Here is a 22,835-nt window from a genome sequence, read left to right on the forward strand (position 1 = left end):
GAAATGTGTATGCCTGGCGATAACGTAACAATGGAAATCGAATTGATTACTCCAATCGCTATCGAAGAAGGTCTTCGCTTCGCGATCCGCGAAGGTGGCCATACAGTAGGCGCTGGCGTAGTAACAGAAATCGAAGGTTAATTTAACCTTTTATGCTCATCGTAGAATGCGTTGAGCACAATACATGCAGCACTCAGAGCGGCAGATAATGCCGCTCTCGTGTTGTGTTTTTAAACTATGAAGTAGAAGGTTGCCTCTGCGGAGGAGAATTTCTATGGAGCAGCCCATTCATGAAATGGACGACAGGAGGAATTATTAATAATGGCTAAACAGCAAAAAATCCGTATTCGCCTTAAGGCATACGACCACAAAGCTCTCGATCAAAGCGCTGCTAAGATCGTAGACACTGCAAAAAGAAATGGCGCTATGGTATCTGGTCCGATTCCATTGCCAACAGAAAAGAATATCTTCACAATTCTTCGTTCTGTACACGTAAACAAAGATTCTCGTGAACAATTCGAAATGCGTACACATAAACGCTTAATCGATATTCTTGAACCAAATTCGAAAACAGTAGATGCTATCACTCGTTTAGATTTACCAGCTGGTGTATCTATTGAAATAAAACTATAAGGAGGTGCGATAATGTCTAAAGCTATTTTGGGTAAAAAATTAGGAATGACACAAGTCTTCACAGCTGAAGGCCAATTAGTTCCTGTAACAGTAGTGGAAACTACCCCAAGCGTTGTAGTGCGCGTAAAGACTGTAGAAACAGACGGCTACGAAGCAGTACAAATTGGTTACGGTTCCATTAAAGAAAAACATTTAACAAAACCTGTAAAAGGTCAGTTCGACAAAGCTGGCGTAGCTCCAGTGAAATATCTTCGCGAAGTTCGCGTAGCTAATGCAGCTGACTACACAGTAGGCCAAACTCTGGCAGCTGATATCTTCGCAGAAGGTGAATTGGTGGACGTAGTGGGTACAGGTAAAGGTAAGGGTTTTGCTGGCACAATTAAACGCCATAACTTCTCCCGTGGTCCTGAAACTCATGGTTCTAAATCTCACCGTGAACCTGGTTCCATCGGTCCTATGATCTCCGGTGGCGGCGGTAAGGTATACAAAGGTAAAAAACTCCCTGGACAAATGGGTGGTTACAGAGTTACCGTACAACGCTTATCCGTTGTGAAAGTTGATGCTGAACGTAACCTTTTATTGGTTAAAGGTGGTATCCCAGGCGCTAAAGGTAGCTTGGTTATGGTTCGCAACACGGTTAAACCTGTTAAATAATCATTTGTCGAAAGGAGGATTATGTAATGCCTACAGTAGCAACATATAATCAATCCGGCGTTAAAGTCGGTGAAATACAGTTAAACGATGCAGTATTCGGCGTTGAAGTTAACGAAGCCGTAATGCATCAAGCCGTAGTTCGTCAATTGTCTAACGAACGTCTCGGCACACATGCAACAAAAACTAGAGGTATGGTTCGTGGCGGTGGCCGCAAACCTTGGAAACAAAAAGGTACTGGCCGTGCTCGTGCAGGCTCCAGCCGTTCCCCAATCTGGATCGGTGGTGGTACTACATTTGGTCCACAACCTCGCAGCTATTACAAAGCTATGCCTCGTAAGGCTAGACGTTTAGCAGTTAAATCTGCTCTTAGCGATAAAGTGAATAATAGCGAATTATACGTTTTGGAAGAAATAACATTAGCAGCTCCTAAAACAAAAGAAGTGTTGAACATTATTAACAGCTTCAACGTTGGTGATGCAAAAGTATTGTTCATCACTGAAGGTGATGTAAATGTTGAACGTTCCGCTCGTAATATCCAAGGTGTTAAAGCTTTGGCTTGCGAAGGTATGAACATTTTCGATCTTCTTCATTACGATAAGCTCTTCATTACTAAAGGCGCTGTCGCAAAAATCGAGGAGGTGCTCGGATAATGCAATTACATGATGTACTAATCCGCCCGGTTATTACCGAAAAATCCACTATGCTTATGGAAGAAGGCAAATACACTTTCCGTGTGCCTTTGACTGCAAATAAAGTGCAAATCCGTCAAGCAGTTGAAAAAATCTTCAATGTAAAAGTAGAAAAAGTAGCTACTATTCGTGTTTTAGGTAAGACTAAACGCATGGGTCGTACACAAGGTAAACGTAGCGATTATAAAAAAGCTATCGTAACCTTAAAAGCTGGCGAATCCATTGAATTCTTTGAAGGTGTCTAAGAGTCTAGTTGTAAGGAGGCCCACTAATGGCAATTAAATCATTTAAACCGTACTCCGCTGGTCGCCGGTTTATGACAGTATCCGCCTTCGACGAAATCACAGCAAGCAAACCAGAAAAATCCTTGCTCGCTAAGATTTCTCAAAAAGGTGGTCGTAACAATACTGGTAAAATGACAGTTCGTCACCAAGGTGGCGGTCACAAACGTCAATACCGTATTATTGACTTCAAACGTACTAAAGATAATATTCCAGCTAAAGTAGCAACAATTGAGTATGATCCTAACCGTTCTTCTCGTATCGCTTTGCTTAACTACGCTGATGGTGAAAAACGCTACATTTTAGCTCCTAACGGTCTAAAAGTTGGTGACGTTGTATTCTCCGGTCCTGAGTCCGATATTAAACCTGGTAACTGCTTACCATTGGCTAATATTCCAGACGGTACACAAATCCACAATATCGAATTGAAAATCGGTAAAGGTGGTCAAATCGTTCGTTCCGCTGGTACATCTGCTCAATTGATGGGTAAAGATAATGGCTACGCTATTCTTCGTTTACCATCTGGTGAAATGCGTCGTGTTCGTCAAGAGTGCCGTGCAACAATTGGTGTTGTTGGTAACGCTGACCACAGCAACCTTGTAATTGGTAAAGCTGGTCGTCATCGTTGGATGGGTGTTCGCCCTGGCAACCGTGGTGTTGTAATGAACCCTTGTGACCATCCACATGGTGGTGGTGAAGGTAAATCTCCTGTTGGTCGTAAACATCCTGTTACACCTTGGGGCAAACCAGCACATGGTGTTAAAACTCGCGACAAGAAAAAAGCTTCTAACAGCTTAATTATTAAACGTCGTACAAAATAGGATAAAGGAAAGGAGATAAAATAGTGTCCAGATCTATTAAAAAAGGCCCTTTCGTAGCAGATCATTTGCTTAAGAAAGTTGAAGCTTTAAACGAAACTAACGAAAAGAAAGTTGTAAAAACCTGGTCCCGTGCCTCTACTATTATCCCAAGTTTTGTAGGCCACACAATTGCTGTGCATGATGGTCGCAAACATGTACCTGTATTCATTACAGAAGATATGGTAGGTCATAAATTAGGTGAGTTCGCTCCTACACGTACTTATAGAGGTCATGGTAAGGACGAAAAATCTACAGGCAAAAAATAGGAGGAAATAATACATGGAAGCAAAAGCAATCGCTAGACATATCCGAATCGCGCCTCGTAAAATCCGTATCGTTGCAGATTTAGTGCGCGGTAAAAACATCGGCGAAGCATTTGCCATCTTGAAGTTCACTCCGAAAGTTGGCGCTGATGTAGTAGAAAAAGTTATGCGTTCTGCAATCGCAAACGCTGAACATAATTTCGATATGAATGTTGACAATCTTTACGTATCCGAGATCTTCGTTGATCAAGGCCCTACATTAAAACGCATTCATCCTCGTTCCCGTGGTCAAGCTTTCAAAATTTTGAAACGTACTAGCCACGTAACAGTAGTAGTTAAAGAAAGAGCTTAAGAAGGAGGGAAACAGAGTGGGTCAAAAAGTTAATCCACACGGTTTGCGTGTCGGTATCGTAAAAGATTGGGACGCAAAATGGTATGCAGATAAAGATTTCGCTGCTAATCTTCATGAAGACGTAAAAATTCGTAACTTCTTGAAAGAAACCCTTTTCATTGCTGGTATTTCCCGCATTGAAATCGAGCGTACAAATAAACGTATTAAATTGACTATCCACACTGCGAAACCAGGTATGGTTATCGGTCGTGGTGGTGCTGGTATCGAAGATATCAAAAAAGCAATGACTCGTTTCACTGATAAACAAGTGGACGTTAACATTGCAGAAATTAAACAAGCAGACATGGATGCAACATTAGTTGCTGAAAACATTGCGGGCCAATTGGAACGTCGTATCGGCTTCCGCCGTGCAATGAAACAAGCTGTAGGTCGTACAATGCGCTTAGGTGCAAAAGGTATTAAAATCATGGTAAGCGGTCGTCTTGGCGGTGCTGAAATCGCTCGTAGCGAATCCTATCGTGAAGGTTCTATTCCTTTGCATACACTTCGTGCAGACATCGACTACGGTACTGCTGAAGCTCATACAACATATGGTTGTATCGGCATTAAAGTATGGATTTACAAAGGTGAAGTTTTGCCAGAAGCAAAACAACCTGCTAAGAAGGAAGAAGGTGGCAAGTAATGCTTATTCCAAAGCGCGTAAAACATCGTAAGCAATTCCGCGGCCGTATGAAAGGTCGTGCTATGCGCGGTAATACAGTGTCTCATGGTGAGTTCGGCTTGGTAGCATGCGAACCATCTTGGATCACTAACCGTCAAATCGAAGCTGCCCGTATTGCTATGACTCGTTATATCAAACGTGGTGGTAAAGTATGGATTAAAATTTTCCCTGACAAACCAATCACAGCTAAACCAGCTGGTACTCGTATGGGTTCCGGTAAAGGTTCTCCTGAATACTGGGTAGCAGTGGTTAAACCAGGTCGTGTAATGTTTGAAATGGACGGTGTGCCAGAAGCTACAGCTCGTGAAGCTATGCGTCTTGCAAGCCATAAACTTCCAATCAAATGCAAATTTGTTGTTAAGGGTAAAGAATTGGGTGGTGACGTAAATGAAGGTTAATGACATTCGCAATATGAGCGCTGCCGAAATGGAACAAAAAGTTTCCGGTCTTAAGGAAGAGTTATTTAACCTCCGTTTTCAGCTTGCAACAGGTCAATTAGAAAATCCTATGCGCATTCGTGAAGTTAAGAAGACAATCGCTCGTATTAAAACTGTACAACGTGAAGTTGAACTTAAATCTGAAAACGCATAATAACAGATTTGTTAAAGTTTGAAAAGGAGGCTTAAAATCGTGGCAGAAGAAAGAAACGTACGTAAAGTCCGCGTAGGTAAAGTTGTTAGCGACAAAATGGACAAAACTGTTGTTGTTGCTGTTGAACGTAAAGTACCTCACGCATTATATAACAAGCCAATGGTTAGCACAAAACGCTTCAAAGCTCATGATGAAAATAATGAGTGTCAAATTGGCGATACAGTTAAAATTGTAGAAACTCGTCCACTTTCTAAAGATAAATGTTGGAGAGTTGTTGAAATTCTTGAAAGACAAAAATAAGAGTGATGTAAGGAGGAATAGACGATGATCCAGCAACAAACAATTTTGAATGTTGCCGACAACACTGGTGCTAAACGTATTATGTGCATCCAAGTCATGGGCGGTTCTTATCGCAAATTCGGCAATATCGGTGACGTAATCGTTGCTTCTGTAAAAGATGCATCACCCGGTGGCGTTGTCAAGAAAGGCGACGTAGTTAAAGCTGTTATTGTTCGTTCTAAAAAAGGTATCCGCCGTCAAGACGGTTCCTATATTCGTTTCGATGAAAACGCAGCAGTAGTTATTAAAGATGACAAGACCCCTCGTGGTACTCGTATCTTTGGACCTGTAGCTAGAGAACTTCGTGAAAAAGACTTCATGAAAATCGTTTCTTTGGCTCCAGAAGTATTATAAGAAGGAGGAACGCAGCATATGGCTAAGCTACAAATCAAAAAAGGCGATACAGTTGTTGTTATCTCCGGTAAAGATAAAGGTAAGCAAGGTACAGTTATCGCAACTGAACCTAAAAAAGAACGCGTATTTGTTGAAGGCGTTAACACTGTAAAACGTCACACAAAACCTTCCCAAGCTAACCCACAAGGCGGCATCGTTACTAAAGAAGCTGGCATTCATGTTTCTAACGTAATGGTTGTCGACCCAGAAACTAAAACAGCTACTCGTATCAAAAAGGTAGAAGGCAAGGACGGTAAATTCGTTCGCGCTACTGTTAAATCCGGTACAGTACTTAAATAATCAGGAAAGGAGGAGCTACATAAATGTCTCGTTTGTTTGAACAATACAACTCTGAAATCAAAAAGAGTATGCAAGAAAAATTCCAATACGGCAATGTAATGGAAATTCCTAAATTGGAAAAAATCGTTATCAACATCGGCGTAGGTGATGCAGTAGGCAATGCAAAAGCATTGGAAGCAGCAGTTAATGACTTGACTATCATTGCTGGTCAAAAACCTGTCATCACAAAAGCTAAAAAATCCATTGCGAACTTCAAAGTTCGTGAAGGCATGGCGTTGGGTACAAAAGTTACTCTTCGTGGCGAACGCATGTATGAATTCCTTGATAGATTGATCAATGCGGCATTACCTCGTGTACGTGACTTCCGCGGTATCAGCGCTACTGCATTCGATGGCCGTGGTAACTACGCTTTGGGTCTTAAAGAACAGCTCATCTTCCCTGAAATCGAATATGATCAGGTAGAACGTGTTACTGGTATGGACATCATTATCGTAACAAGTGCTAAGACAGATGAAGAAGCTCGTGAATTGTTGACTCAATTCGGTATGCCTTTTGAAAAATAATAGGAGGAACATATAGATGGCTAAAAAATCTATGATTGAACGCGAAAAGAAACGCGCTAAAATCGTTGAAAAATATGCAGCTAAACGTGAAGCGTTAAAAGCAGCAGGTGATTATGAAGGCTTATCCAAATTACCAGCAAATGCATCCCCAACACGCTTGCACAACCGTTGCAACTTAACTGGTCGTCCTCACGGCTATATGCGTAAATTCGGTATCAGCCGTATTGCGTTCCGTGAATTGGCGTACAAAGGACAAATTCCTGGTGTTAAAAAAGCCAGCTGGTAATATTAGACGAGAGGAGGTTTTTAGATTATGGTAATGACCGATCCTATCGCGGATATGCTTACGCGCATCCGTAATGCAAACGCTGCACTTCATGAAACGGTAAACATTCCTGCATCTAGAATGAAAGCAGCCGTTCTTGACATCCTTTTACAAGAAGGCTTTGTAAAGAACGTTGAAAAAGAAGAAAACACTTTAAAAGTAACTTTGAAATATGGTTCCAATAACGAGAAAGTTATTACAGGAATTAAACGTATTTCCAAACCAGGTTTACGTGTTTACGCGAAAAAGGAAGAACTTCCTCGTGTACTTGGTGGTTTGGGTATCGCAGTTATTTCTACGTCCAAAGGCGTTATGAGCGACAAACAAGCTCGTAAAGAAGGTCTTGGTGGCGAAGTAATCGCATACGTTTGGTAATAGTAGCAATAGGAGGTAGAAATAATGTCACGTATCGGTAGAATGCCTATCGAGATCCCTGCAGGCGTTACTGTTACATATGATAACCATCATATGAACGTAAAAGGCCCTAAAGGTGAATTATCTCGCGATTTGCATCCAGATATGAATATCACTGTAGAAGGTAACACAATCACAGTAACTCGTCCTTCCGACGATAAAAACCATCGTTCCCTTCACGGTTTGACTCGCGCTCTTGTTGCTAATATGGTAACAGGGGTATCTGAAGGATTTACAAAAACTCTTGAAATCAACGGTGTTGGTTACAGAGCGGCTAAACAAGGCAATAAATTAGCTCTTACACTTGGCTTCTCTCATCCAGTAGAAATGGAAGCTCCAGCTGGTATTACAATCGACGTTCCAGCTCCTAACAAAATCGTTGTGTCTGGTGCAGACAAAGAAGTTGTAGGTGCAGTAGCAGCTGATATCCGTAAATGGAGAAAACCTGAACCTTACAAAGGTAAGGGTATCCGCTATGAAGGCGAAGTTGTTCGTCGCAAAGCTGGTAAAGCTGGTGCAAAAGGTAAATAGTAATATCATCTATATGAATGAAAGGAGTGAATATCTTGCCTCGTAAATCTAGTAGAAATATCGCTCGAGCAAAACGTCATCTTCGTATTCGCCGTCACATCTCTGGTACGGCAACTTGCCCACGTTTGAACGTTTACCGTTCTTTGAGCAACATTTACGCACAAGTAATCGATGACGTAGCAGGTACAACTTTGGTTGCTGCTAGCTCTTTAGATAAAGATTTGAACTTATCCTATGGTGGTAACGTAGCTGCTGCTAAAGCTGTTGGTGAAGCAGTTGCTAAAAAAGCTATCGCTAAAGGCATTGACACTGTAGTGTTTGACCGTGGTGGTTACATTTACCACGGCCGCGTAGCAGCCCTTGCAGAAGGTGCTCGTGAAGCAGGCTTAAAATTCTAAGAAGGAGGAACTATAGACATGGCGAGAATTGACTACACCAGTCTTGATCTTAAAGAAAGAGTAGTATTCATCAACCGCGTAGCCAAAGTAGTTAAAGGCGGTCGTCGTTTTTCCTTCAGCGCTCTTGTAGTTGTTGGTGATGGCAACGGTTATGTAGGCGTTGGCTTAGGTAAAGCAGCGGAAGTACCAGAAGCAATTCGCAAAGGTATCGATGATGCTAAGAAAAATATTGTAAACGTAGCTATTAAAAATGGTACAATCCCTCACAGCGTAACAGGCGTATTCGGTGCAGGCCGCGTATTCTTGAAACCAGCTGCTGAAGGTACTGGCGTTATCGCTGGTGGCCCTGTTCGTGCCGTATTGGAATTAGTAGGTGTTCGTAACATCTTGACTAAATCTTTGGGCTCTTCTAACCCTAACAATATGGTTCGCGCTACAATCGAAGGTTTGAAAGATTTGAAACGCGCTAGCGAAGTTGCTGAGCTTCGTGGTAAAACCGTTGAAGAAATCTATAACGCGTAATAAGGAGACAAGAAATGGCACAAGTTAAAGTAACATTAACAAGAAGCTTAATCGGTCGTCCTGAAGATCAACGCGCGACAGTTAAAGCTTTGGGCTTGAAAAAAACTAATTCTCAAGTCGTAAAAGAAGTAACACCTCAAATCGAAGGTATGCTTCATAAAGTTAGACATTTAGTAAAAGTTGAAGAAGTTTAATACTGATAAGGAGGTGCACTGAATGAAACTTCATGAATTACAACCAGCAGCTGGTTCTAAAAAAACTCGTACTCGTGTAGGCCGTGGTTTAGGTTCTGGCTTGGGTAAAACATCTGGTCGTGGTCAAAAAGGTCAAAACTCCCGTTCTGGCGGTGGCGTTCGCTCCGGTTTTGAAGGCGGCCAAATGCCTCTTTATCGTCGTTTACCAAAACGCGGTTTCAACAACAGCGTTTTTGCTAAACAATATGCTGAAGTTAACGTAGCACAATTAAATCGCTTTGAAGATGGTGCAACAGTTGATCCAGTAGCTCTTATTGAAGCTGGCATTTTGAAAAATGTACGCGATGGTATTCGTATTTTAGGTAACGGTACATTGGAAACTAAAAACTTGACTGTTATCGCTAATGGCTTCACTAAAGCTGCTGAAGAAAAAATCACAGCAGCAGGCGGAAAAGTTGAGGTGATCTAGGGTGCTAGATAGCCTCTCGAACATCTTTAAGATTACTGAGTTACGTAACAAGATCTTGTACACATTGATGATGTTTGCTGTGTTTAGAGCCGGCATTCACATCCCAGTACCAGGTGTAGATGCATCTGTTATCGAATCCTTGTTTACATCCGGTAACCTATTTGGTCTATTAGACTTGTTTGCTGGTGGTGCGCTAAGTAAGTTCTCTATCTTTGCGATGAGTATTACCCCTTACATTAATGCTTCCATCATCATGCAACTGCTTCAGTCTGTAGTTCCTCAGTTTGAAGCATGGAGTAAAGATGGTGAAGACGGGCGTAAGAAAATAGCGAAGGTAACTCGTTATGGCACCGTAGTCCTTGGCTTTGTACAAGCCGCTGGTATGGCATTTGCTCTTAGAGCAAATAACGCTTTGGTAAATAATGATTTCCTTAGCGTATTCGTTGTGGCCATCATCCTCACAGCAGGCACATGTTTGTTGATGTGGATTGGTGAGCAAATCACAGCATATGGTATAGGTAATGGTATTTCTTTGATCATCTTTGCTGGTATCGTAGCTCGATTGCCAGATGGTCTCGAAACTATTTATCAATATATCCAAAACGGAACCATTAACATGTTCCAAGCATTCTTATTTGCTGTAATTGCACTTGCGATGATCGCTGTCGTAGTGGCAGTTACACAAGGCCAACGTCGCATTCCTATCCAATACGCAAAACGCGTAGTAGGGCGTAAAATGTACGGTGGTCACTCTACATTCTTGCCGTTGAAAGTCAATCAGGCAGGTGTAATCCCAATTATCTTTGCGTCATCTGTGTTGATGTTCCCTGTAACAATTGCACAATTTATTGACAATGAATTTGTTCATAAAGTTGCTGATTTATTTACATGGGGGACGCCGTTACAAACGGCATTGTATGCGATATTGATCTTTATCTTTACGTATTTCTATACTGCAATCTCTATCAACATTACAGATATGGCAGATAATATGAAAAAATACGGTGGTTTTATCCCAGGTATTCGTGCGGGTAAACCAACTGCTGATTATGTGGATAACGTGATGACCAAGATCACTTTGGCTGGCGCTGTATTCTTAGCTGTCGTTGCTATTATACCGAATTTCCTCGGTAGTATAACCGGCGTCCAAGGCGTATACTTTGGTGGTACGGCTCTTCTTATCGTTGTAGGTGTAGCACTTGATACAATGCAACAAATTGAGTCGCTCATGGTAACACGCCACTATAAAGGCTTTGTGAAATAGGAGGGAAACGATATGTATATTTTATTAATGGGACCTCCTGGTGCTGGTAAAGGCACTCAGGCAGCTCGACTTATTGAAAAATACGGTATTCCCCAAATTTCAACAGGTGATATGTTCCGCGCTGCGATTAAGAACGAAACACCTCTTGGAGTTGAGGCTAAGAAATACATCGATGCTGGTCAATTGGTACCAGACAGTGTAACTGTTGGTATCGTACGTGATCGCTTGGTGAAAGATGACTGCAAATCTGGATTTATTCTTGATGGATTTCCAAGAACTACAGCGCAAGCTGTATCCTTGGATGCAATCCTTAAAGAGTTAGGAATTTCTTTGGACGCTGTACTTAACTTAAACGTTCCTTCCGAGGAATTGGTTAAACGTATTAGCGAACGAGCTGTTCTAGAAAATCGTGCTGATGATAACCCTGAAACAGTACAGAAACGTCTAGCTGTGTACGAAGAATCTACTAAACCATTAATTGATTACTATCGCAATAGCGGATTGTATCAAGAAATTAATGGTTTACAAGATGTAGACGCAGTATTTGCTGACATCATTAAGGCGTTGGAGAAATAATCTATGATTATTTTAAAATCGCCCCATGAGATTGAATGTATCCGCAAGGCAAGTAAGCTTACAGCAGACACGTTGTCCTTGTTAGTAAAAAAGGCTAAACCTGGCATCACGACGCTTGAGTTAGATACAATTGCCGAAGAATATATTCGCAGCCACGGTGGTATACCAAGTTGTAAAGGGTACTATGGATTCCCCGCTACAATCTGTGCTTCTATTAACGAAGAAGTCGTTCATGGTATTCCGAGCGCTAAGCGTAAGCTTAAAAACGGCGATGTCCTCAGTATTGATCTCGTATCATCTATTGATGGATATCACGGCGATTCGGCTGTGACGATTCCTATCGGTCACGTCAAACCCGATGTGATGAAATTGTTAAAAGTTACAGAGGAAAGTCTGTTCAAGGGAATTGAACAAGTGAAAGTCGGTAACCGTATTGGTGCTATCGGTCACGCTGTTCAAACGTATTGTGAGAAACATGGTTACGGTGTCGTACGCGACTTCGTAGGTCATGGTTTAGGCCGCGAAATGCATGAAGATCCGCAAATACCAAACTATGGTAGTCCTGATCAAGGACCTCTTATGAAACCAGGTATGGTATTGTGTATTGAACCGATGATAACTCTAGGGACACATCGTGTTCGTGTATTAGGGGATGACTGGACAGCAGTTACAGTAGATGGTAAACCTGCTGCTCATTTCGAACATACAGTGGTTGTTACAGAAAACGGCCCTGAAATATTAACTATGCGGGAAGAACCGCGGTTAATTAAATAAACAGGTAACCGGAGGAAAAGATATGTCAAAAGAAGACGTTATTGAGGTGGAAGGTACGGTCGTTGAGGCATTACCGAATGCCATGTTCCAAGTTGAATTGGAAAATGGTCATATCGTATTGGCTCATGTGTCAGGTAAAATGCGTATGAATTTTATCCGTATTCTTCCTGGTGATAAAGTTACTATGGAACTGACACCGTATGACTTAAATCGTGGTCGCATCACCTATCGCTTTAAATAAGCATAGGGTCCACAAAGGAGGTACTAATGAAGGTTCAACCATCAGTTAAAAAGATATGCGAAAAATGTAAAATCATTAAACGCAAAGGCCGTGTAATGGTTATTTGCGAAAATCCAAAACATAAACAAAAACAAGGATAATCTGATAGGAGGTGGATGATTAGATGGCACGTATCGCCGGTGTAGATTTACCTCGTGATAAACGAGTGGAAATTGGTTTAACTTATATTTATGGTATTGGTCCAACTTTAGCATCTGAAATTATTGCTAAAACTGGCATCAATCCTGACACACGCGTTCGCGATCTTTCTGAAGATGAAGTAGCGAAAATCCGTGAATTGTTAGATGCTGATTACAAAGTAGAAGGTGACCTTCGTCGTGAAGAAGCTCTTAACATTAAACGCTTAATTGAAATCAACTCCTATCGAGGCAAACGTCATCGTATGGGTTTACCACTTCGTGGTCAACGTACTAAAACGAATGCACGTACTCGCAAAGGTCCTAGAAAAGCAATTGCTGGTAAAAAGAAATAAGATAAAGGAGGGATAAAGCGTGGCTAAAAAAGTTGTTAGAACTAAAAGAAAAGAAAAGAAACATATTGAATCCGGTGCGGCTCATATTCGTTCTACATTCAATAACACTATCGTAACTTTGACAGATACAAACGGTAATGCGTTGTCTTGGGCTTCCGCTGGTGGCTTGGGCTTCCGTGGTTCTCGTAAATCCACTCCATTTGCTGCTCAAATGGCTGCTGAACAAGCTGCTAAAGCTGCAATGGAACATGGTCTTCGCACTGTTGAAGTATTCGTAAAAGGTCCTGGATCCGGCCGTGAAGCTGCAATCCGTGCTTTACAAGCTGCAGGTCTTGAAGTTACTTCCATTAAAGACGTAACTCCAATTCCTCACAATGGTTGTCGCCCTCCAAAACGCCGTCGTGTATAATTTATAGTGACCGATATGATACGGTGCTATAATTAACTATGAACGTGTGTTATATAGGAGGATGTTCCTGATGAGCGAAGAAAAGAAACTTAAAATCGAGAAAGTGGACATCGCCGATGGCGGTCGTTATGGTAAGTTCGTATGTGAACCATTAGATCGTGGTTATGGGATCACTCTCGGTAATAGCTTACGCAGAATTTTGCTTTCATCCTTGGATGGGGCAGCTATCACCTCTATCAAAATTGATGGAGTTCTTCATGAATTCTCTACTATTCCTGGTATTCGCGAAGATGTTACGGATATCATCCTTAACTTAAAGCAATTGTGCATCAAAGTTGAAGAAGAAGCACAATTACCTTTGGAAGTTCATTTCGACTTCCAAAAGGATGGAATATTGACAGCTACTGATTTAGCTGAACAATTCCCGCCAGAGGTAGAAGTATTGAATCCTGAACTCGTGATTGCGACAATGGATGAGACAGCTCATCTCGTAATGGACGTAGTAATCGAACGAGGTAAAGGCTATGTTCCTTCAACGAAGAATAAAAAAGATACTGATGTTATTGGTTGTATTCCAATCGATTCCATCTTCTCTCCAATTCTTCGTGCTAAATACGAAGTGAGTGATGTTCGTGTAGGCAATGAAATGGACTTCGACAAGCTTACATTAGAAGTTTGGACTGATGGCTCCATTACTGCTGCTGATGCAGTGGCAAAATCTGCTGCCATTATGATTGGTTATTTAGGGAACTTCACTAAATTAGCGCATTCTGCAGATGTTGTAGATGTAAACACTGGTGAAGGCGGTATCGTTATAGATCCAGTAGGTTCCGATAATGAAGAACCAGCTGTAGATGACGGCCCAGCAAAGATTTCCATCGACGAGTTGGAACTCTCTGTTCGTGCGTATAACTGCTTGAAACGTGCTGGCATTAATACAATTGCAGACCTGCTAGACAAAACCATTGATGACTTAGGAAAAGTTCGCAACTTAGGTAAAAAATCTATCGATGAAATTGAGGAAAAACTCAATAATCACCCAGGTGGTTTTCAACTTAAACAAAAAGGCGAATAAGGAGGAAGACGAATGTACAGAAAATTAGGCCGCGACAGCTCCGCTCGTAAAGCGTTGTTCCGTAGCATGTTAACATCTTTCTTCCAATATGAGCGTATTGAAACGACTGAAGCTAAAGCGAAAGAACTTCGTTCTTTAGCTGATCAAATGGTAACTTTGGCTAAACGTGGTGATCTTCATGCACGTCGCCAAGTTCTTGCATACCTCATGGATGAAAGTGTAGTAAAAAAATTGTTTGATACAATTGCTCCAAAATATGCAGACCGCCAAGGTGGTTACACTCGTGTAATCAAAACTGGTCTCCGCAAAGGTGACGCTGCACCTTTGGCTATTATCGAGTTAGTTTAATCAAACTCATACGGTGTTGTAACTTACGTTGCAGCACCGTTTTTTTATTGTCAATTTTATGGTACAATCGACTAGTATAATATCGTAATATGTTAGCAGTTATCGTAAATAATGAATATGTATTGTCAACTTTTTGCATAATATCTAAGACATTATTAAATTCCAGTTCTATCAATAGGATAAATTGAAATAAGGGAATCATGCACAGTATGAGTATGATAGATGATGCAAATGGTTCTACTTTCATAGAAACGAAATTGACTAGAAAGATATGAGGTTATCCATGAATGAACAAGACATTATGATTGAGGTCAATCATATGAGTCATATTTATACTGATGAAAACGGCAATGATGTACGTGCCTTAGACGATGTGAGTCTATCCATTAAGCACGGCGAATTTGTTTGTATCATTGGTACTAATGGCAGTGGTAAAAGTACGCTTGCCAAGCATTTTAATGTGCTATTACAACCTAGCGAAGGATATATCAACGTGTGTGGTTTTGATACGCGAGATGAAGCGCATATTTGGGAGATTCGCCAACATGTGGGGATGGTATTTCAAAATCCTGATAACCAAATCGTAGCGGCCGTCGTAGAAGAGGACGTTGCCTTTGGTCCAGAAAACTTAGGTATTCCTAGTGCAGAAATTAGACAACGTGTCGATGCAGCGTTAGCCGCTGTTAATATGACTGAATATAGAGAACATGGGCCCCATTTATTATCGGGTGGACAAAAACAACGTATTGCTATCGCAGGTGTATTAGCGATGAAGCCTGATTGCATTGTTCTTGATGAACCAACAGCTATGCTCGACCCCAAAGGTCGTCGTGAGGTTCTTGAAACAGTTCATAAGCTCAATAAAGAAGAAGGTATTACCATTGTATATATTACACACTTCATGGAGGAAGCTGTTACGGCAGACCGCGTTGTGGTTATGAAAAATGGTGTGAAATTACATGATGGTACGCCTCGTGAAATCTTTAGCCATGTAGATACCTTAAAAGGTCTGGGCCTCGATGTACCGGTGGCATCAGAAATTGCTTTTAAACTGAATGCTAAAGGGTATGAAGTTGGTAAGAGCATCATTAATAATGAAGAGTTAGCAGAGGGCCTTAAAGGCTCAAAGTTAGGCAAGCAATTATCCGCTATACACTCAACAGATGCTTCAAGAGGGGAGGAAACCCACTAATGGCGATCGTATTAGATAATATTACATATACTTACGGCATGGGTACTCCTTTTGAAAAGACTGCACTTCGTGGCGTATCTCTTACCATTGAAAATGGGGAGTTTTTAGGTGTTATCGGTCATACTGGTTCCGGTAAATCTACCTTTGTACAGCATCTAAATGGTCTATTACATCCTACAACTGGTACCGTTACGGTCAATGGTGTAGATATTAGCGCTTCCACAGAGGAAGCTAAAAAAATGCGCCATAAGGTTGGTATGGTATTCCAATACCCAGAGCATCAATTGTTTGAAGAAACCATTGCTCAGGATATCGCCTTTGGTCCTAAAAATTTAGGGCTTAGTGCTGATGACGTAGACGAGCGTGTGCGAGATGCGATGAAGTTCGTAGGACTCGATTACGATACATATGCAGAACGTTCTCCATTTCATTTATCTGGTGGTCAAATGCGCCGCGTTGCTATTGCTGGTGTAGTGGCTATGAACCCAGATTTCCTTGTGCTTGATGAACCATCTGCTGGTCTTGATCCATTTGGACGGGAAGAAATTTTTGAAGAAATCATTCGACTTCATAAAGAAAAGGGAATAACTGTAATTCTTGTATCTCACAATATGGAAGATATTTCTCGCATGGCTTCCCGTCTCGTAGTACTCGATAAAGGGCGTGTCGTTCTCGATGGTGAGCCGATGGACATCTTTAATAATCATCGTGATGAGTTACAAGCTGTGGGTGTAGATGTTCCACCAGTATCTGTTACCATGGAATATTTGCGTGAACAAGGCTTTGATGTATCTAATCGCGTACTGTCTGTAGATGATGCGGTACAAGCAATTCTAGAGGGAGGTAGCCATGTTAAATAACATTACTATTGGTCAATACTTCCCAGGGAATTCCTTCTTGCATCGCATGGACCCGCGAGCAAAGATTATTGCTACTACCATCTTCGTAGTGGCTATCTTCTTGGCAAATTCTCCACTAGCCTATGGCATAGTAGGTGGTTTCACCATCTTTGCAATGCTATTATCGCGTTTGCCATTACGCCTGATGTGGTCTGCTATTAAACCGCTTTGGATTATCATCGTATTTACCATGGGTATTCATATTTTTACGACGCCTGGGAATCCAATTTTTCAATGGGGGATTATTAATATTACCGACCATGGCGTGGCAATGGGCCTTCAAATGGCGGCACGCTTAATCTTCTTAATCTTGTTTTCTTCTTTGTTGACCTATACCACATCACCAATTCGCTTAACTGATGGCATCGAGCACTTGCTCAATCCGTTCCGTCGCATTGGTGTTCCTGCTCATGAGCTCGCCATGATGATGACTATTGCGCTGCGTTTCATCCCTACCTTATTGGACGAGACGGATCGTATTATGAAAGCACAATCTGCTCGTGGTGCAGACTTTGTGACAGGCTCTATCATTCAACGGGCTAAAAATATGGTGCCACTTTTAGTGCCATTATTTATTAGTGCGTTTCGACGGGCTGATGAATTAGCTATCGCTATGGAAGCGCGTTGTTATAGAGGTGGCGTCAATCGTACACGTATGAAAGAATTACAAGTTACCTATGTCGATTATATCGGCGTCGGTGCTGTTGTCTTGATTACGATTATACTCATTGCATTATGGTGGCTTGGCCTATGAGAAATATACGGATCATAGTGGCTTATGATGGTACAGATTTAGCAGGTTATCAAAAGCAACCTAATGATAAGGGGTTAACGGTACAAGGTTGTTTGGAATATGGTTTATCACGTATTTGTAATGAACCCATTCAAATTTATGGTGCCTCTCGTACTGATGCGGGGGTGCATGCTAAATTTCAAGTTTGTACATTTCAAACGTCGGGGACTATACCAGTAGAAAATATTCCTCGTGCTATGATAGCTCATATTTCTAAGGATATAGTCGTTATAGAAGCGATAGAAATTCCGCTAGATTGGAAGCCACGGTGGAATATATACGGTAAAGAGTATGTATATACGATTCATAATCAGCTCATTGCAGATCCTTTGACGCAGCGATATCATTGGCATGTGAAAAAGCCTTTAAACATTGTTCGTATGCAGGCTGCAGGTAATGAACTAGTAGGTACGCATGACTTTACAACCTTAAAGGGAACGAACTCAACTCCTGCGAATCCTGTAAAGACAATCATGGGAATTCGTGTTGAGTCCCGAGGTTCACAGGTGACGATTTCTGTGATCGGTGATGGCTTTTTATATCATATGGTCCGTAATATTGCAGGCTTACTTGTAGATATAGGTCTTGGTCGTCGCAAGGTTGAGGATATTAAAGGATATTTAGCTGCTAAAGATCGGCGTGCTATAGGGAAAACTGCACCTGCTCAAGGCTTATGTTTAGAAGAAATATTCTTCACTGAAGAGCGACAACAAGAGGTATTACGGAATAAATATTTTAGATGATTCGAGAATAAATATTCTATATAATTTTATATAGACTCTTTTTTTGATGTGAAAGTATAAAACGTTGAGTATAAATACTAAAAGGATACTACTTCAAAAGTAGTATCCTTTTTTTCTTATAATTTTTAGTTATAATACCTTAATTTATACCTATTATTATGTGAAATGATACATTGTAAACCTAAAATATACATGATACAATGACGATATAAGACAGGTTCGTACTATAAAACATTAACATAGTAAGGTAGACTCTTGTCAGCAGTGTAATTTTTATCCTAAGGAGGGTGAATCTCTTGCAAAAACGTAAAGATTTTATCTGGAAAATGGGCGGCCAACAAGGTGAAGGTATCGAGAGTTGCGGTGAAATCATGGCCACAATCCTTGCTAAAGAAGGCTACTCTTTGTATAGCCAACGTTTATTTGCATCTCGCATCAAAGGTGGTCATACTACATTCGCATTGCGCGTAGCATTGGAACAAATTATGTCCATTGGTGAAGGGGTAGACTTCTTGCTTTCCCTTGATCAAGAAACCGTTGATATGCACGGTTCCGAAGTACGCGATGGTGGATATATCATCTGTGATAGTAAAGTTAATCCAGACTTTTCTAAATTTGAAGGTACAAAGATTAATTGTTTATCTTTGCCTATCTCTGAAACAGCAATGAAACAAGGCTCCTTGTTGATGCGTAATATCGTAGCACTTGGGATGTCCGTAGCGCTTCTTGGCTTTGATACTAAGATGTTTAAAGATGCTATTAATGAGAAATTTGCAAAGAAATCCCAAGAGATTATAGATAAAAACTTGGCTGCTTTCGATGATGGTCATAGTCTTGTAATGGAAAAATTAGGCGATGTTGAAATCGATACATTGCCAGCGCCTGGTAAGAAAGATCAAATGTTCTTATTAGGTAACGAAGCATGTGCTCTTGGTGCTATTGCTGCGGGCTCCCGTTTCATGGCATCATATCCTATTACGCCCGCATCCGAAGTTATGGAATACATGATTAAAACTATGGATAAGTTGGGCTCAACTGTTGTTCAAACAGAAGACGAAATCGCAGCATGTATGACAGCTATGGGTGGTGTATACGCAGGTGTTCGTGGCTTTACATGTACTTCTGGTCCAGGCCTTTCCTTGATGGCAGAATCCTTGTCTATGGCTTCCATGGCTGAATTGCCAATGGTTGTTATCGACGTTCAACGTTCTGGCCCATCCACTGGTATGGCTACAAAAGTTGAACAATCCGATATTGATGCGGCTTGCTACAATGCACACGGCGACTACTCTGGTATCGTAATTTCTCCAACATCTATCGAAGAATGCTTCTATGAAATTCAAAAAGCTTTCAACTTGGCAGAAATGTACCAATGTCCAGTTATCTTTATGCCTGACTTACAACAAGGTTTGAATAAACAATCCGTTCCTTCTTTCGATTTGAACCGCGTACCTATTAATCGAGGTAAAATGATGAAAGAAGCTGAGCTTCCTGAATTGGTACAACCTAACTATTTCAAACGCTTTGAATTGACTGAAGATGGCATTTCCCCTCGTACAATTCCAGGTATGAAAAATGGTCTATTCCTTTCCACAGGTTTAGAGCATAATGAAGAAGGTAAACCAGCAGAAGCGCCTACAATGCACGTAGCGCAAACTGATAAACGCTTCCGTAAATTGGAAACTGTAGCTGACAATTATGAACCATTCTTGAACAATGCTAAATACGATGAAGCGGATGTACTCGTTGTAGGTATGGCTTCTAGTCGTGGTGCTATCGAAGAAGCTGTTGCTGAATTCGATCAAGAAGGTGTTAAAGTTAACCATTTACAATTGCGCTTAATTAAACCATTCCCAGCAAAGCAATTACAACCGTTCTTTGATGCGGCGAAAAAAGTAGTTATTGTAGAACACAATAAAACTGGTCAATTGGCTAACTTATTTAAAATCAACATGCATAAGAAACATAAGATTTCTAGCTGCTTGAAATACGATGGTAATCCATTCACAAAAAGTTATGTGAAAAATGCGATTAAGGAGGTCCTATAATATGACAACAGCTAAAGATTATAGAAATGATATTCGTCCTAACTGGTGTCCAGGCTGTGGCCATTATGGGGTTCAAGCGGCGATTACTGATGCCGTAGTAGCGAAAAATATTCCACCAGAAAAATTAGCCGTAATTTCCGGTATTGGTTGTTCTAGCCGTATCGGTGGCTATTTCTACGCTTATGGTGCGCATACAACTCATGGCCGTGCGCTTCCTTATGCGCAAGGCGTTAAGCTTGCTAACCAAGACCTAGAAGTTATTGCATTTTCCGGTGACGGTGATGCGTTTGCTATCGGTATGGGTCACACCATTCATGCTTTTAAACGTAATGTAAACATGACATACGTAGTAATGGATAACCATGTATATGGTTTGACTAAAGGTCAAGCATCCCCTCGTTCTGACATCGGTTTTGTTACAAAAACAACTCCTCATGGTGCGTTTGAGTCTCCATTGTCCGTTTGTGAAACTGCGATTGCTGCAGGTGCTACATTTGTAGCACAAAGCTATATGGTGAATCGTAAAGAGCTCGTTGATTTGATTCAACAAGCTATGGATCATGAGGGCTTCTCCTTCATCAATGTATTTAGCCCATGTGTTACATATAATAAACGCAATAGTTATGATTGGTTCAAAGAACATTTAGTAGCATTGCCTGAAGGTTATGACCCAACAGATCGTGCAACAGCGCTTAAAACTTTGGGTGATACTGATGGTTTGGTTACAGGCCTTATCTATCAAAATACATCTAAACCTTCCTTTGAAAAAGCAATGGCAGCAGCAAATGGCGGACCACATCCTCGTCCATTGACTGAAGATGTTGTAAAACCTGACCAAGCATTATTCGACAGCCTTTGTAATGGCTTCAAATAATTATTAGCAGAACACTATAGATACTTGCTTGTCTACATAATAAACGTGTCACCTTTGGGTGGCACGTTTTTTGTATGTACTATTTTATGAAAAACTATTTAGTATATTGCTTTCTGCGATTTGTCCCATGTGGTTATATAACGTGATATAATAAGGACATTGTATGATATTCATTGCAATCGTATCGTATTCATTGCAGAGGTTTTTATGAAAGCATACGAAAAGGGGATTAGTCTATCTATCTGGACTTTGAGTTGGCCTATATTTATTGAAGTGTTCCTACAGATGCTAGTAGGTAATATAGACCAATTGATGATGAGTCACTACTCGCCTCAAGCGGTAGCAGCGGTAGCTAATGCCAATCAGATTTTAAATATCTTTATTATGCTCATCATCGTCATGAGTACAGCTACGACGATTTTGATTGCCCAATATTTAGGAGCGAGAAACCAGTCCAAGCTATCAGAGGTATGTACGGTCAGCTTAGTGATGAATTTTCTCTTTTCATCTATAGCGGCAGTATTCTTTATTACTTGCCATGAATGGATCTTTACATGGCTAGGTATACCACCAGAAACGATGAGTGATACGTCGATATATACTACTATCGTTGCTGCAGGGCTACCGATACAAGCGATGTATTATGCGTTAGTAGCCGTATTTAGAGGTCACTCATTAACACGCGTTACCATGTACATTGCTCTTGTGATGAATATCATTCATATTCTAACAAACTATGTATTAATCTTTGGACATGGACCAATACCAAGTCTTGGGGTATTAGGTGTTTCTATTTCTACGTGGCTATCTAAGGTAGTAGGCCTCGTGATTATTGGTTATACTTTTAAGAAATTATTGGACTTAAAAATTAGCTTTTCATTCTTAAAACCATTTCCGTGGCATACGGTTAAATCTTTATTGCATATTAGTGTTCCTTCTGGTGGAGAAACATTGAGCTATCAATTATCTCAAACGACGATTATGAAAATGGTCAATATTTTGGGACTCGCGGTAATCAATACAAAGGTGTATGTATCTGTTATCGCCATGCTTTGTTATGTATACACCATAGCGCTATCCAATGCTTCACAAGTTATTGTAGGCTTCCTAATGGGCGCTAAACGCCAAGAGGAGGTTACTAGTCGTGTATGGAGGTCCATGTATTTAGCGATTGCTATTAGCGTAGGTCTTGCTACATTCTTCTATGTGACTAGTGATTTTGTTGTATCTGTGTTTACTTCAGATCCGGAAATCTTAGAGTTAGCACATAATGTATTACTGGTTGAGATCTTCCTTGAGTTAGGACGTGCAGTAAATATCGTTATGGTTGGTTGTTTACAGGCTGCTGGTGATATTCGTACGCCTATGCTAGTGGGAATCTTTGGCATGTGGTTATGCGCCGTGCCATTATCGTATCTATTTGGTATTTACTGGGGCTGGGGCCTTGTTGGTATATGGATTGCCATGGCCGCTGATGAAATCTTGCGAGGTGTATTGTTTGTATATCGTTGGTATAGCGGCAAATGGAGAAACAAGCATCTTATCGAAGCTTAATTTCATTCTCCCTAATTTTGA

At 41.0% G+C, this 22,835-nt stretch carries 38 protein-coding genes; all 38 read left to right on the forward strand.

Translation table 11 applies throughout. The features are described from left to right. Positions 1-141: EF-Tu C-terminal domain-related protein (locus AAAT26_RS08435; protein ID WP_462952886.1), on the forward strand; the 141-nt coding region annotated here is incomplete at its 5' end. A 180-nt stretch (positions 142-321) separates the two neighbouring features. Next, on the forward strand, positions 322-633 hold the full coding sequence (rpsJ, locus tag AAAT26_RS08440; RefSeq protein WP_004695100.1) for a 30S ribosomal protein S10: 312 nt from the start codon (positions 322-324) through the stop codon (positions 631-633). Positions 634-645: 12 nt separating this feature from the next. After that, on the forward strand, positions 646-1,287 hold the full coding sequence (gene rplC / locus AAAT26_RS08445; RefSeq protein WP_004695102.1) for a 50S ribosomal protein L3: 642 nt from the start codon (positions 646-648) through the stop codon (positions 1,285-1,287). Between the two features lie 26 nt (positions 1,288-1,313). Continuing rightward, positions 1,314-1,937, forward strand: a complete 624-nt coding sequence (gene rplD / locus AAAT26_RS08450) for a 50S ribosomal protein L4 (protein WP_004695105.1) — start codon at positions 1,314-1,316, stop codon at positions 1,935-1,937. After that, complete coding sequence (rplW, locus tag AAAT26_RS08455; RefSeq protein WP_004695108.1) at positions 1,937-2,221, forward strand: 50S ribosomal protein L23; 285 nt, start codon at positions 1,937-1,939, stop codon at positions 2,219-2,221. Before rplD ends, rplW begins: the two co-directional genes overlap by 1 nt. A 26-nt stretch (positions 2,222-2,247) precedes the next feature. Next, positions 2,248-3,078 carry a 50S ribosomal protein L2 gene (rplB, locus tag AAAT26_RS08460; RefSeq protein ID WP_004695109.1) on the forward strand — a complete coding sequence of 277 codons (831 nt, stop codon included), beginning with the start codon at positions 2,248-2,250 and terminating at the stop codon, positions 3,076-3,078. Positions 3,079-3,101: 23 nt separating this feature from the next. Further along, on the forward strand, positions 3,102-3,383 hold the full coding sequence (gene rpsS, locus AAAT26_RS08465) for a 30S ribosomal protein S19 (RefSeq protein WP_004695110.1): 282 nt from the start codon (positions 3,102-3,104) through the stop codon (positions 3,381-3,383). A 13-nt stretch (positions 3,384-3,396) separates the two neighbouring features. Then, positions 3,397-3,732: a 50S ribosomal protein L22 gene (rplV, locus tag AAAT26_RS08470; RefSeq protein WP_004695112.1), complete on the forward strand. Its 336-nt coding sequence runs from the start codon at positions 3,397-3,399 to the stop codon at positions 3,730-3,732. Positions 3,733-3,748: 16 nt separating this feature from the next. Continuing rightward, positions 3,749-4,414 carry a 30S ribosomal protein S3 gene (gene rpsC / locus AAAT26_RS08475; RefSeq protein ID WP_009351281.1) on the forward strand — a complete coding sequence of 222 codons (666 nt, stop codon included), beginning with the start codon at positions 3,749-3,751 and terminating at the stop codon, positions 4,412-4,414. Next, the gene (gene rplP / locus AAAT26_RS08480; protein WP_004695114.1) at positions 4,414-4,851 is read left to right on the forward strand and encodes a 50S ribosomal protein L16; all 438 of its coding nucleotides are present in this window, start codon (positions 4,414-4,416) and stop codon (positions 4,849-4,851) included. Before rpsC ends, rplP begins: the two co-directional genes overlap by 1 nt. Beyond that, the gene (gene rpmC / locus AAAT26_RS08485) at positions 4,841-5,044 is read left to right on the forward strand and encodes a 50S ribosomal protein L29 (RefSeq protein ID WP_004695115.1); all 204 of its coding nucleotides are present in this window, start codon (positions 4,841-4,843) and stop codon (positions 5,042-5,044) included. Before rplP ends, rpmC begins: the two co-directional genes overlap by 11 nt. Before the next feature lie 39 nt (positions 5,045-5,083). Further along, a complete protein-coding gene (rpsQ, locus tag AAAT26_RS08490; protein ID WP_004695116.1) occupies positions 5,084-5,344 on the forward strand; it encodes a 30S ribosomal protein S17 in 261 nt (86 codons plus the stop codon). 24 nt (positions 5,345-5,368) lie between these two features. Beyond that, a complete protein-coding gene (rplN, locus tag AAAT26_RS08495; protein ID WP_004695117.1) occupies positions 5,369-5,737 on the forward strand; it encodes a 50S ribosomal protein L14 in 369 nt (122 codons plus the stop codon). Between the two features lie 18 nt (positions 5,738-5,755). Next, positions 5,756-6,076, forward strand: coding sequence for a 50S ribosomal protein L24 (gene rplX, locus AAAT26_RS08500; protein WP_004695118.1), 321 nt, complete (start codon positions 5,756-5,758; stop codon positions 6,074-6,076). A gap of 23 nt (positions 6,077-6,099) precedes the next feature. Then, the gene (gene rplE / locus AAAT26_RS08505; protein ID WP_004695119.1) at positions 6,100-6,639 is read left to right on the forward strand and encodes a 50S ribosomal protein L5; all 540 of its coding nucleotides are present in this window, start codon (positions 6,100-6,102) and stop codon (positions 6,637-6,639) included. Positions 6,640-6,655: 16 nt separating this feature from the next. Then, positions 6,656-6,925 (forward strand): 30S ribosomal protein S14, encoded by a 270-nt coding sequence (gene rpsN, locus AAAT26_RS08510; RefSeq protein ID WP_004695122.1) that lies wholly within the window; start codon positions 6,656-6,658, stop codon positions 6,923-6,925. 27 nt (positions 6,926-6,952) lie between these two features. Beyond that, entirely contained in the window at positions 6,953-7,339 is a 387-nt protein-coding gene (rpsH, locus tag AAAT26_RS08515; protein ID WP_004695128.1) for a 30S ribosomal protein S8, read from the forward strand. A 24-nt stretch (positions 7,340-7,363) separates the two neighbouring features. Beyond that, the gene (gene rplF / locus AAAT26_RS08520) at positions 7,364-7,909 is read left to right on the forward strand and encodes a 50S ribosomal protein L6 (RefSeq protein WP_004695131.1); all 546 of its coding nucleotides are present in this window, start codon (positions 7,364-7,366) and stop codon (positions 7,907-7,909) included. Between the two features lie 17 nt (positions 7,910-7,926). Beyond that, the gene (gene rplR / locus AAAT26_RS08525) at positions 7,927-8,307 is read left to right on the forward strand and encodes a 50S ribosomal protein L18 (protein WP_005385510.1); all 381 of its coding nucleotides are present in this window, start codon (positions 7,927-7,929) and stop codon (positions 8,305-8,307) included. 18 nt (positions 8,308-8,325) lie between these two features. Next, a complete protein-coding gene (rpsE, locus tag AAAT26_RS08530; protein ID WP_004695136.1) occupies positions 8,326-8,829 on the forward strand; it encodes a 30S ribosomal protein S5 in 504 nt (167 codons plus the stop codon). A gap of 14 nt (positions 8,830-8,843) precedes the next feature. After that, positions 8,844-9,023 carry a 50S ribosomal protein L30 gene (rpmD, locus tag AAAT26_RS08535; RefSeq protein WP_004695138.1) on the forward strand — a complete coding sequence of 60 codons (180 nt, stop codon included), beginning with the start codon at positions 8,844-8,846 and terminating at the stop codon, positions 9,021-9,023. 22 nt (positions 9,024-9,045) lie between these two features. After that, positions 9,046-9,492: a 50S ribosomal protein L15 gene (gene rplO, locus AAAT26_RS08540; protein ID WP_004695141.1), complete on the forward strand. Its 447-nt coding sequence runs from the start codon at positions 9,046-9,048 to the stop codon at positions 9,490-9,492. Between the two features lies 1 nt (position 9,493). Further along, positions 9,494-10,756, forward strand: coding sequence for a preprotein translocase subunit SecY (secY, locus tag AAAT26_RS08545; protein WP_012864761.1), 1,263 nt, complete (start codon positions 9,494-9,496; stop codon positions 10,754-10,756). A 12-nt stretch (positions 10,757-10,768) separates the two neighbouring features. Continuing rightward, positions 10,769-11,332 (forward strand): adenylate kinase, encoded by a 564-nt coding sequence (locus AAAT26_RS08550; RefSeq protein WP_004695145.1) that lies wholly within the window; start codon positions 10,769-10,771, stop codon positions 11,330-11,332. Positions 11,333-11,335: 3 nt separating this feature from the next. Then, positions 11,336-12,106 carry a type I methionyl aminopeptidase gene (gene map / locus AAAT26_RS08555; protein ID WP_004695146.1) on the forward strand — a complete coding sequence of 257 codons (771 nt, stop codon included), beginning with the start codon at positions 11,336-11,338 and terminating at the stop codon, positions 12,104-12,106. Positions 12,107-12,128: 22 nt separating this feature from the next. Next, a complete protein-coding gene (gene infA / locus AAAT26_RS08560; protein WP_004695147.1) occupies positions 12,129-12,347 on the forward strand; it encodes a translation initiation factor IF-1 in 219 nt (72 codons plus the stop codon). Between the two features lie 26 nt (positions 12,348-12,373). Next, positions 12,374-12,487: a 50S ribosomal protein L36 gene (gene rpmJ / locus AAAT26_RS08565; RefSeq protein WP_004695148.1), complete on the forward strand. Its 114-nt coding sequence runs from the start codon at positions 12,374-12,376 to the stop codon at positions 12,485-12,487. Positions 12,488-12,510: 23 nt separating this feature from the next. After that, the gene (gene rpsM / locus AAAT26_RS08570) at positions 12,511-12,879 is read left to right on the forward strand and encodes a 30S ribosomal protein S13 (RefSeq protein ID WP_004695149.1); all 369 of its coding nucleotides are present in this window, start codon (positions 12,511-12,513) and stop codon (positions 12,877-12,879) included. A 19-nt stretch (positions 12,880-12,898) separates the two neighbouring features. Beyond that, complete coding sequence (rpsK, locus tag AAAT26_RS08575) at positions 12,899-13,288, forward strand: 30S ribosomal protein S11 (RefSeq protein WP_004695151.1); 390 nt, start codon at positions 12,899-12,901, stop codon at positions 13,286-13,288. A gap of 70 nt (positions 13,289-13,358) precedes the next feature. Then, positions 13,359-14,363 (forward strand): DNA-directed RNA polymerase subunit alpha, encoded by a 1,005-nt coding sequence (locus tag AAAT26_RS08580; protein ID WP_008602523.1) that lies wholly within the window; start codon positions 13,359-13,361, stop codon positions 14,361-14,363. Between the two features lie 12 nt (positions 14,364-14,375). Beyond that, complete coding sequence (gene rplQ, locus AAAT26_RS08585) at positions 14,376-14,711, forward strand: 50S ribosomal protein L17 (RefSeq protein WP_004695155.1); 336 nt, start codon at positions 14,376-14,378, stop codon at positions 14,709-14,711. A gap of 283 nt (positions 14,712-14,994) precedes the next feature. Beyond that, on the forward strand, positions 14,995-15,903 hold the full coding sequence (locus tag AAAT26_RS08590) for an energy-coupling factor transporter ATPase (protein WP_349209093.1): 909 nt from the start codon (positions 14,995-14,997) through the stop codon (positions 15,901-15,903). Further along, positions 15,903-16,763 carry an energy-coupling factor transporter ATPase gene (locus AAAT26_RS08595; RefSeq protein ID WP_024062823.1) on the forward strand — a complete coding sequence of 287 codons (861 nt, stop codon included), beginning with the start codon at positions 15,903-15,905 and terminating at the stop codon, positions 16,761-16,763. Before AAAT26_RS08590 ends, AAAT26_RS08595 begins: the two co-directional genes overlap by 1 nt. Further along, a complete protein-coding gene (locus tag AAAT26_RS08600; RefSeq protein WP_004695161.1) occupies positions 16,753-17,556 on the forward strand; it encodes an energy-coupling factor transporter transmembrane component T family protein in 804 nt (267 codons plus the stop codon). The genes AAAT26_RS08595 and AAAT26_RS08600 overlap by 11 nt, the downstream gene beginning before the upstream one ends. After that, the gene (truA, locus tag AAAT26_RS08605; RefSeq protein WP_349209094.1) at positions 17,553-18,338 is read left to right on the forward strand and encodes a tRNA pseudouridine(38-40) synthase TruA; all 786 of its coding nucleotides are present in this window, start codon (positions 17,553-17,555) and stop codon (positions 18,336-18,338) included. Before AAAT26_RS08600 ends, truA begins: the two co-directional genes overlap by 4 nt. Before the next feature lie 296 nt (positions 18,339-18,634). After that, positions 18,635-20,386 carry a 2-oxoacid:acceptor oxidoreductase subunit alpha gene (locus AAAT26_RS08610; protein WP_287531455.1) on the forward strand — a complete coding sequence of 584 codons (1,752 nt, stop codon included), beginning with the start codon at positions 18,635-18,637 and terminating at the stop codon, positions 20,384-20,386. Between the two features lies 1 nt (position 20,387). After that, positions 20,388-21,260, forward strand: coding sequence for a 2-oxoacid:ferredoxin oxidoreductase subunit beta (locus AAAT26_RS08615; RefSeq protein ID WP_004695167.1), 873 nt, complete (start codon positions 20,388-20,390; stop codon positions 21,258-21,260). Between the two features lie 207 nt (positions 21,261-21,467). After that, positions 21,468-22,814 carry an MATE family efflux transporter gene (locus AAAT26_RS08620; protein WP_349209095.1) on the forward strand — a complete coding sequence of 449 codons (1,347 nt, stop codon included), beginning with the start codon at positions 21,468-21,470 and terminating at the stop codon, positions 22,812-22,814. Positions 22,815-22,835: the final 21 nt, after the last annotated feature.

Source organism: Veillonella parvula (genome assembly GCF_040094895.1).
Taxonomy (GTDB): Bacteria; Bacillota; Negativicutes; order Veillonellales; family Veillonellaceae; genus Veillonella; species Veillonella parvula_L.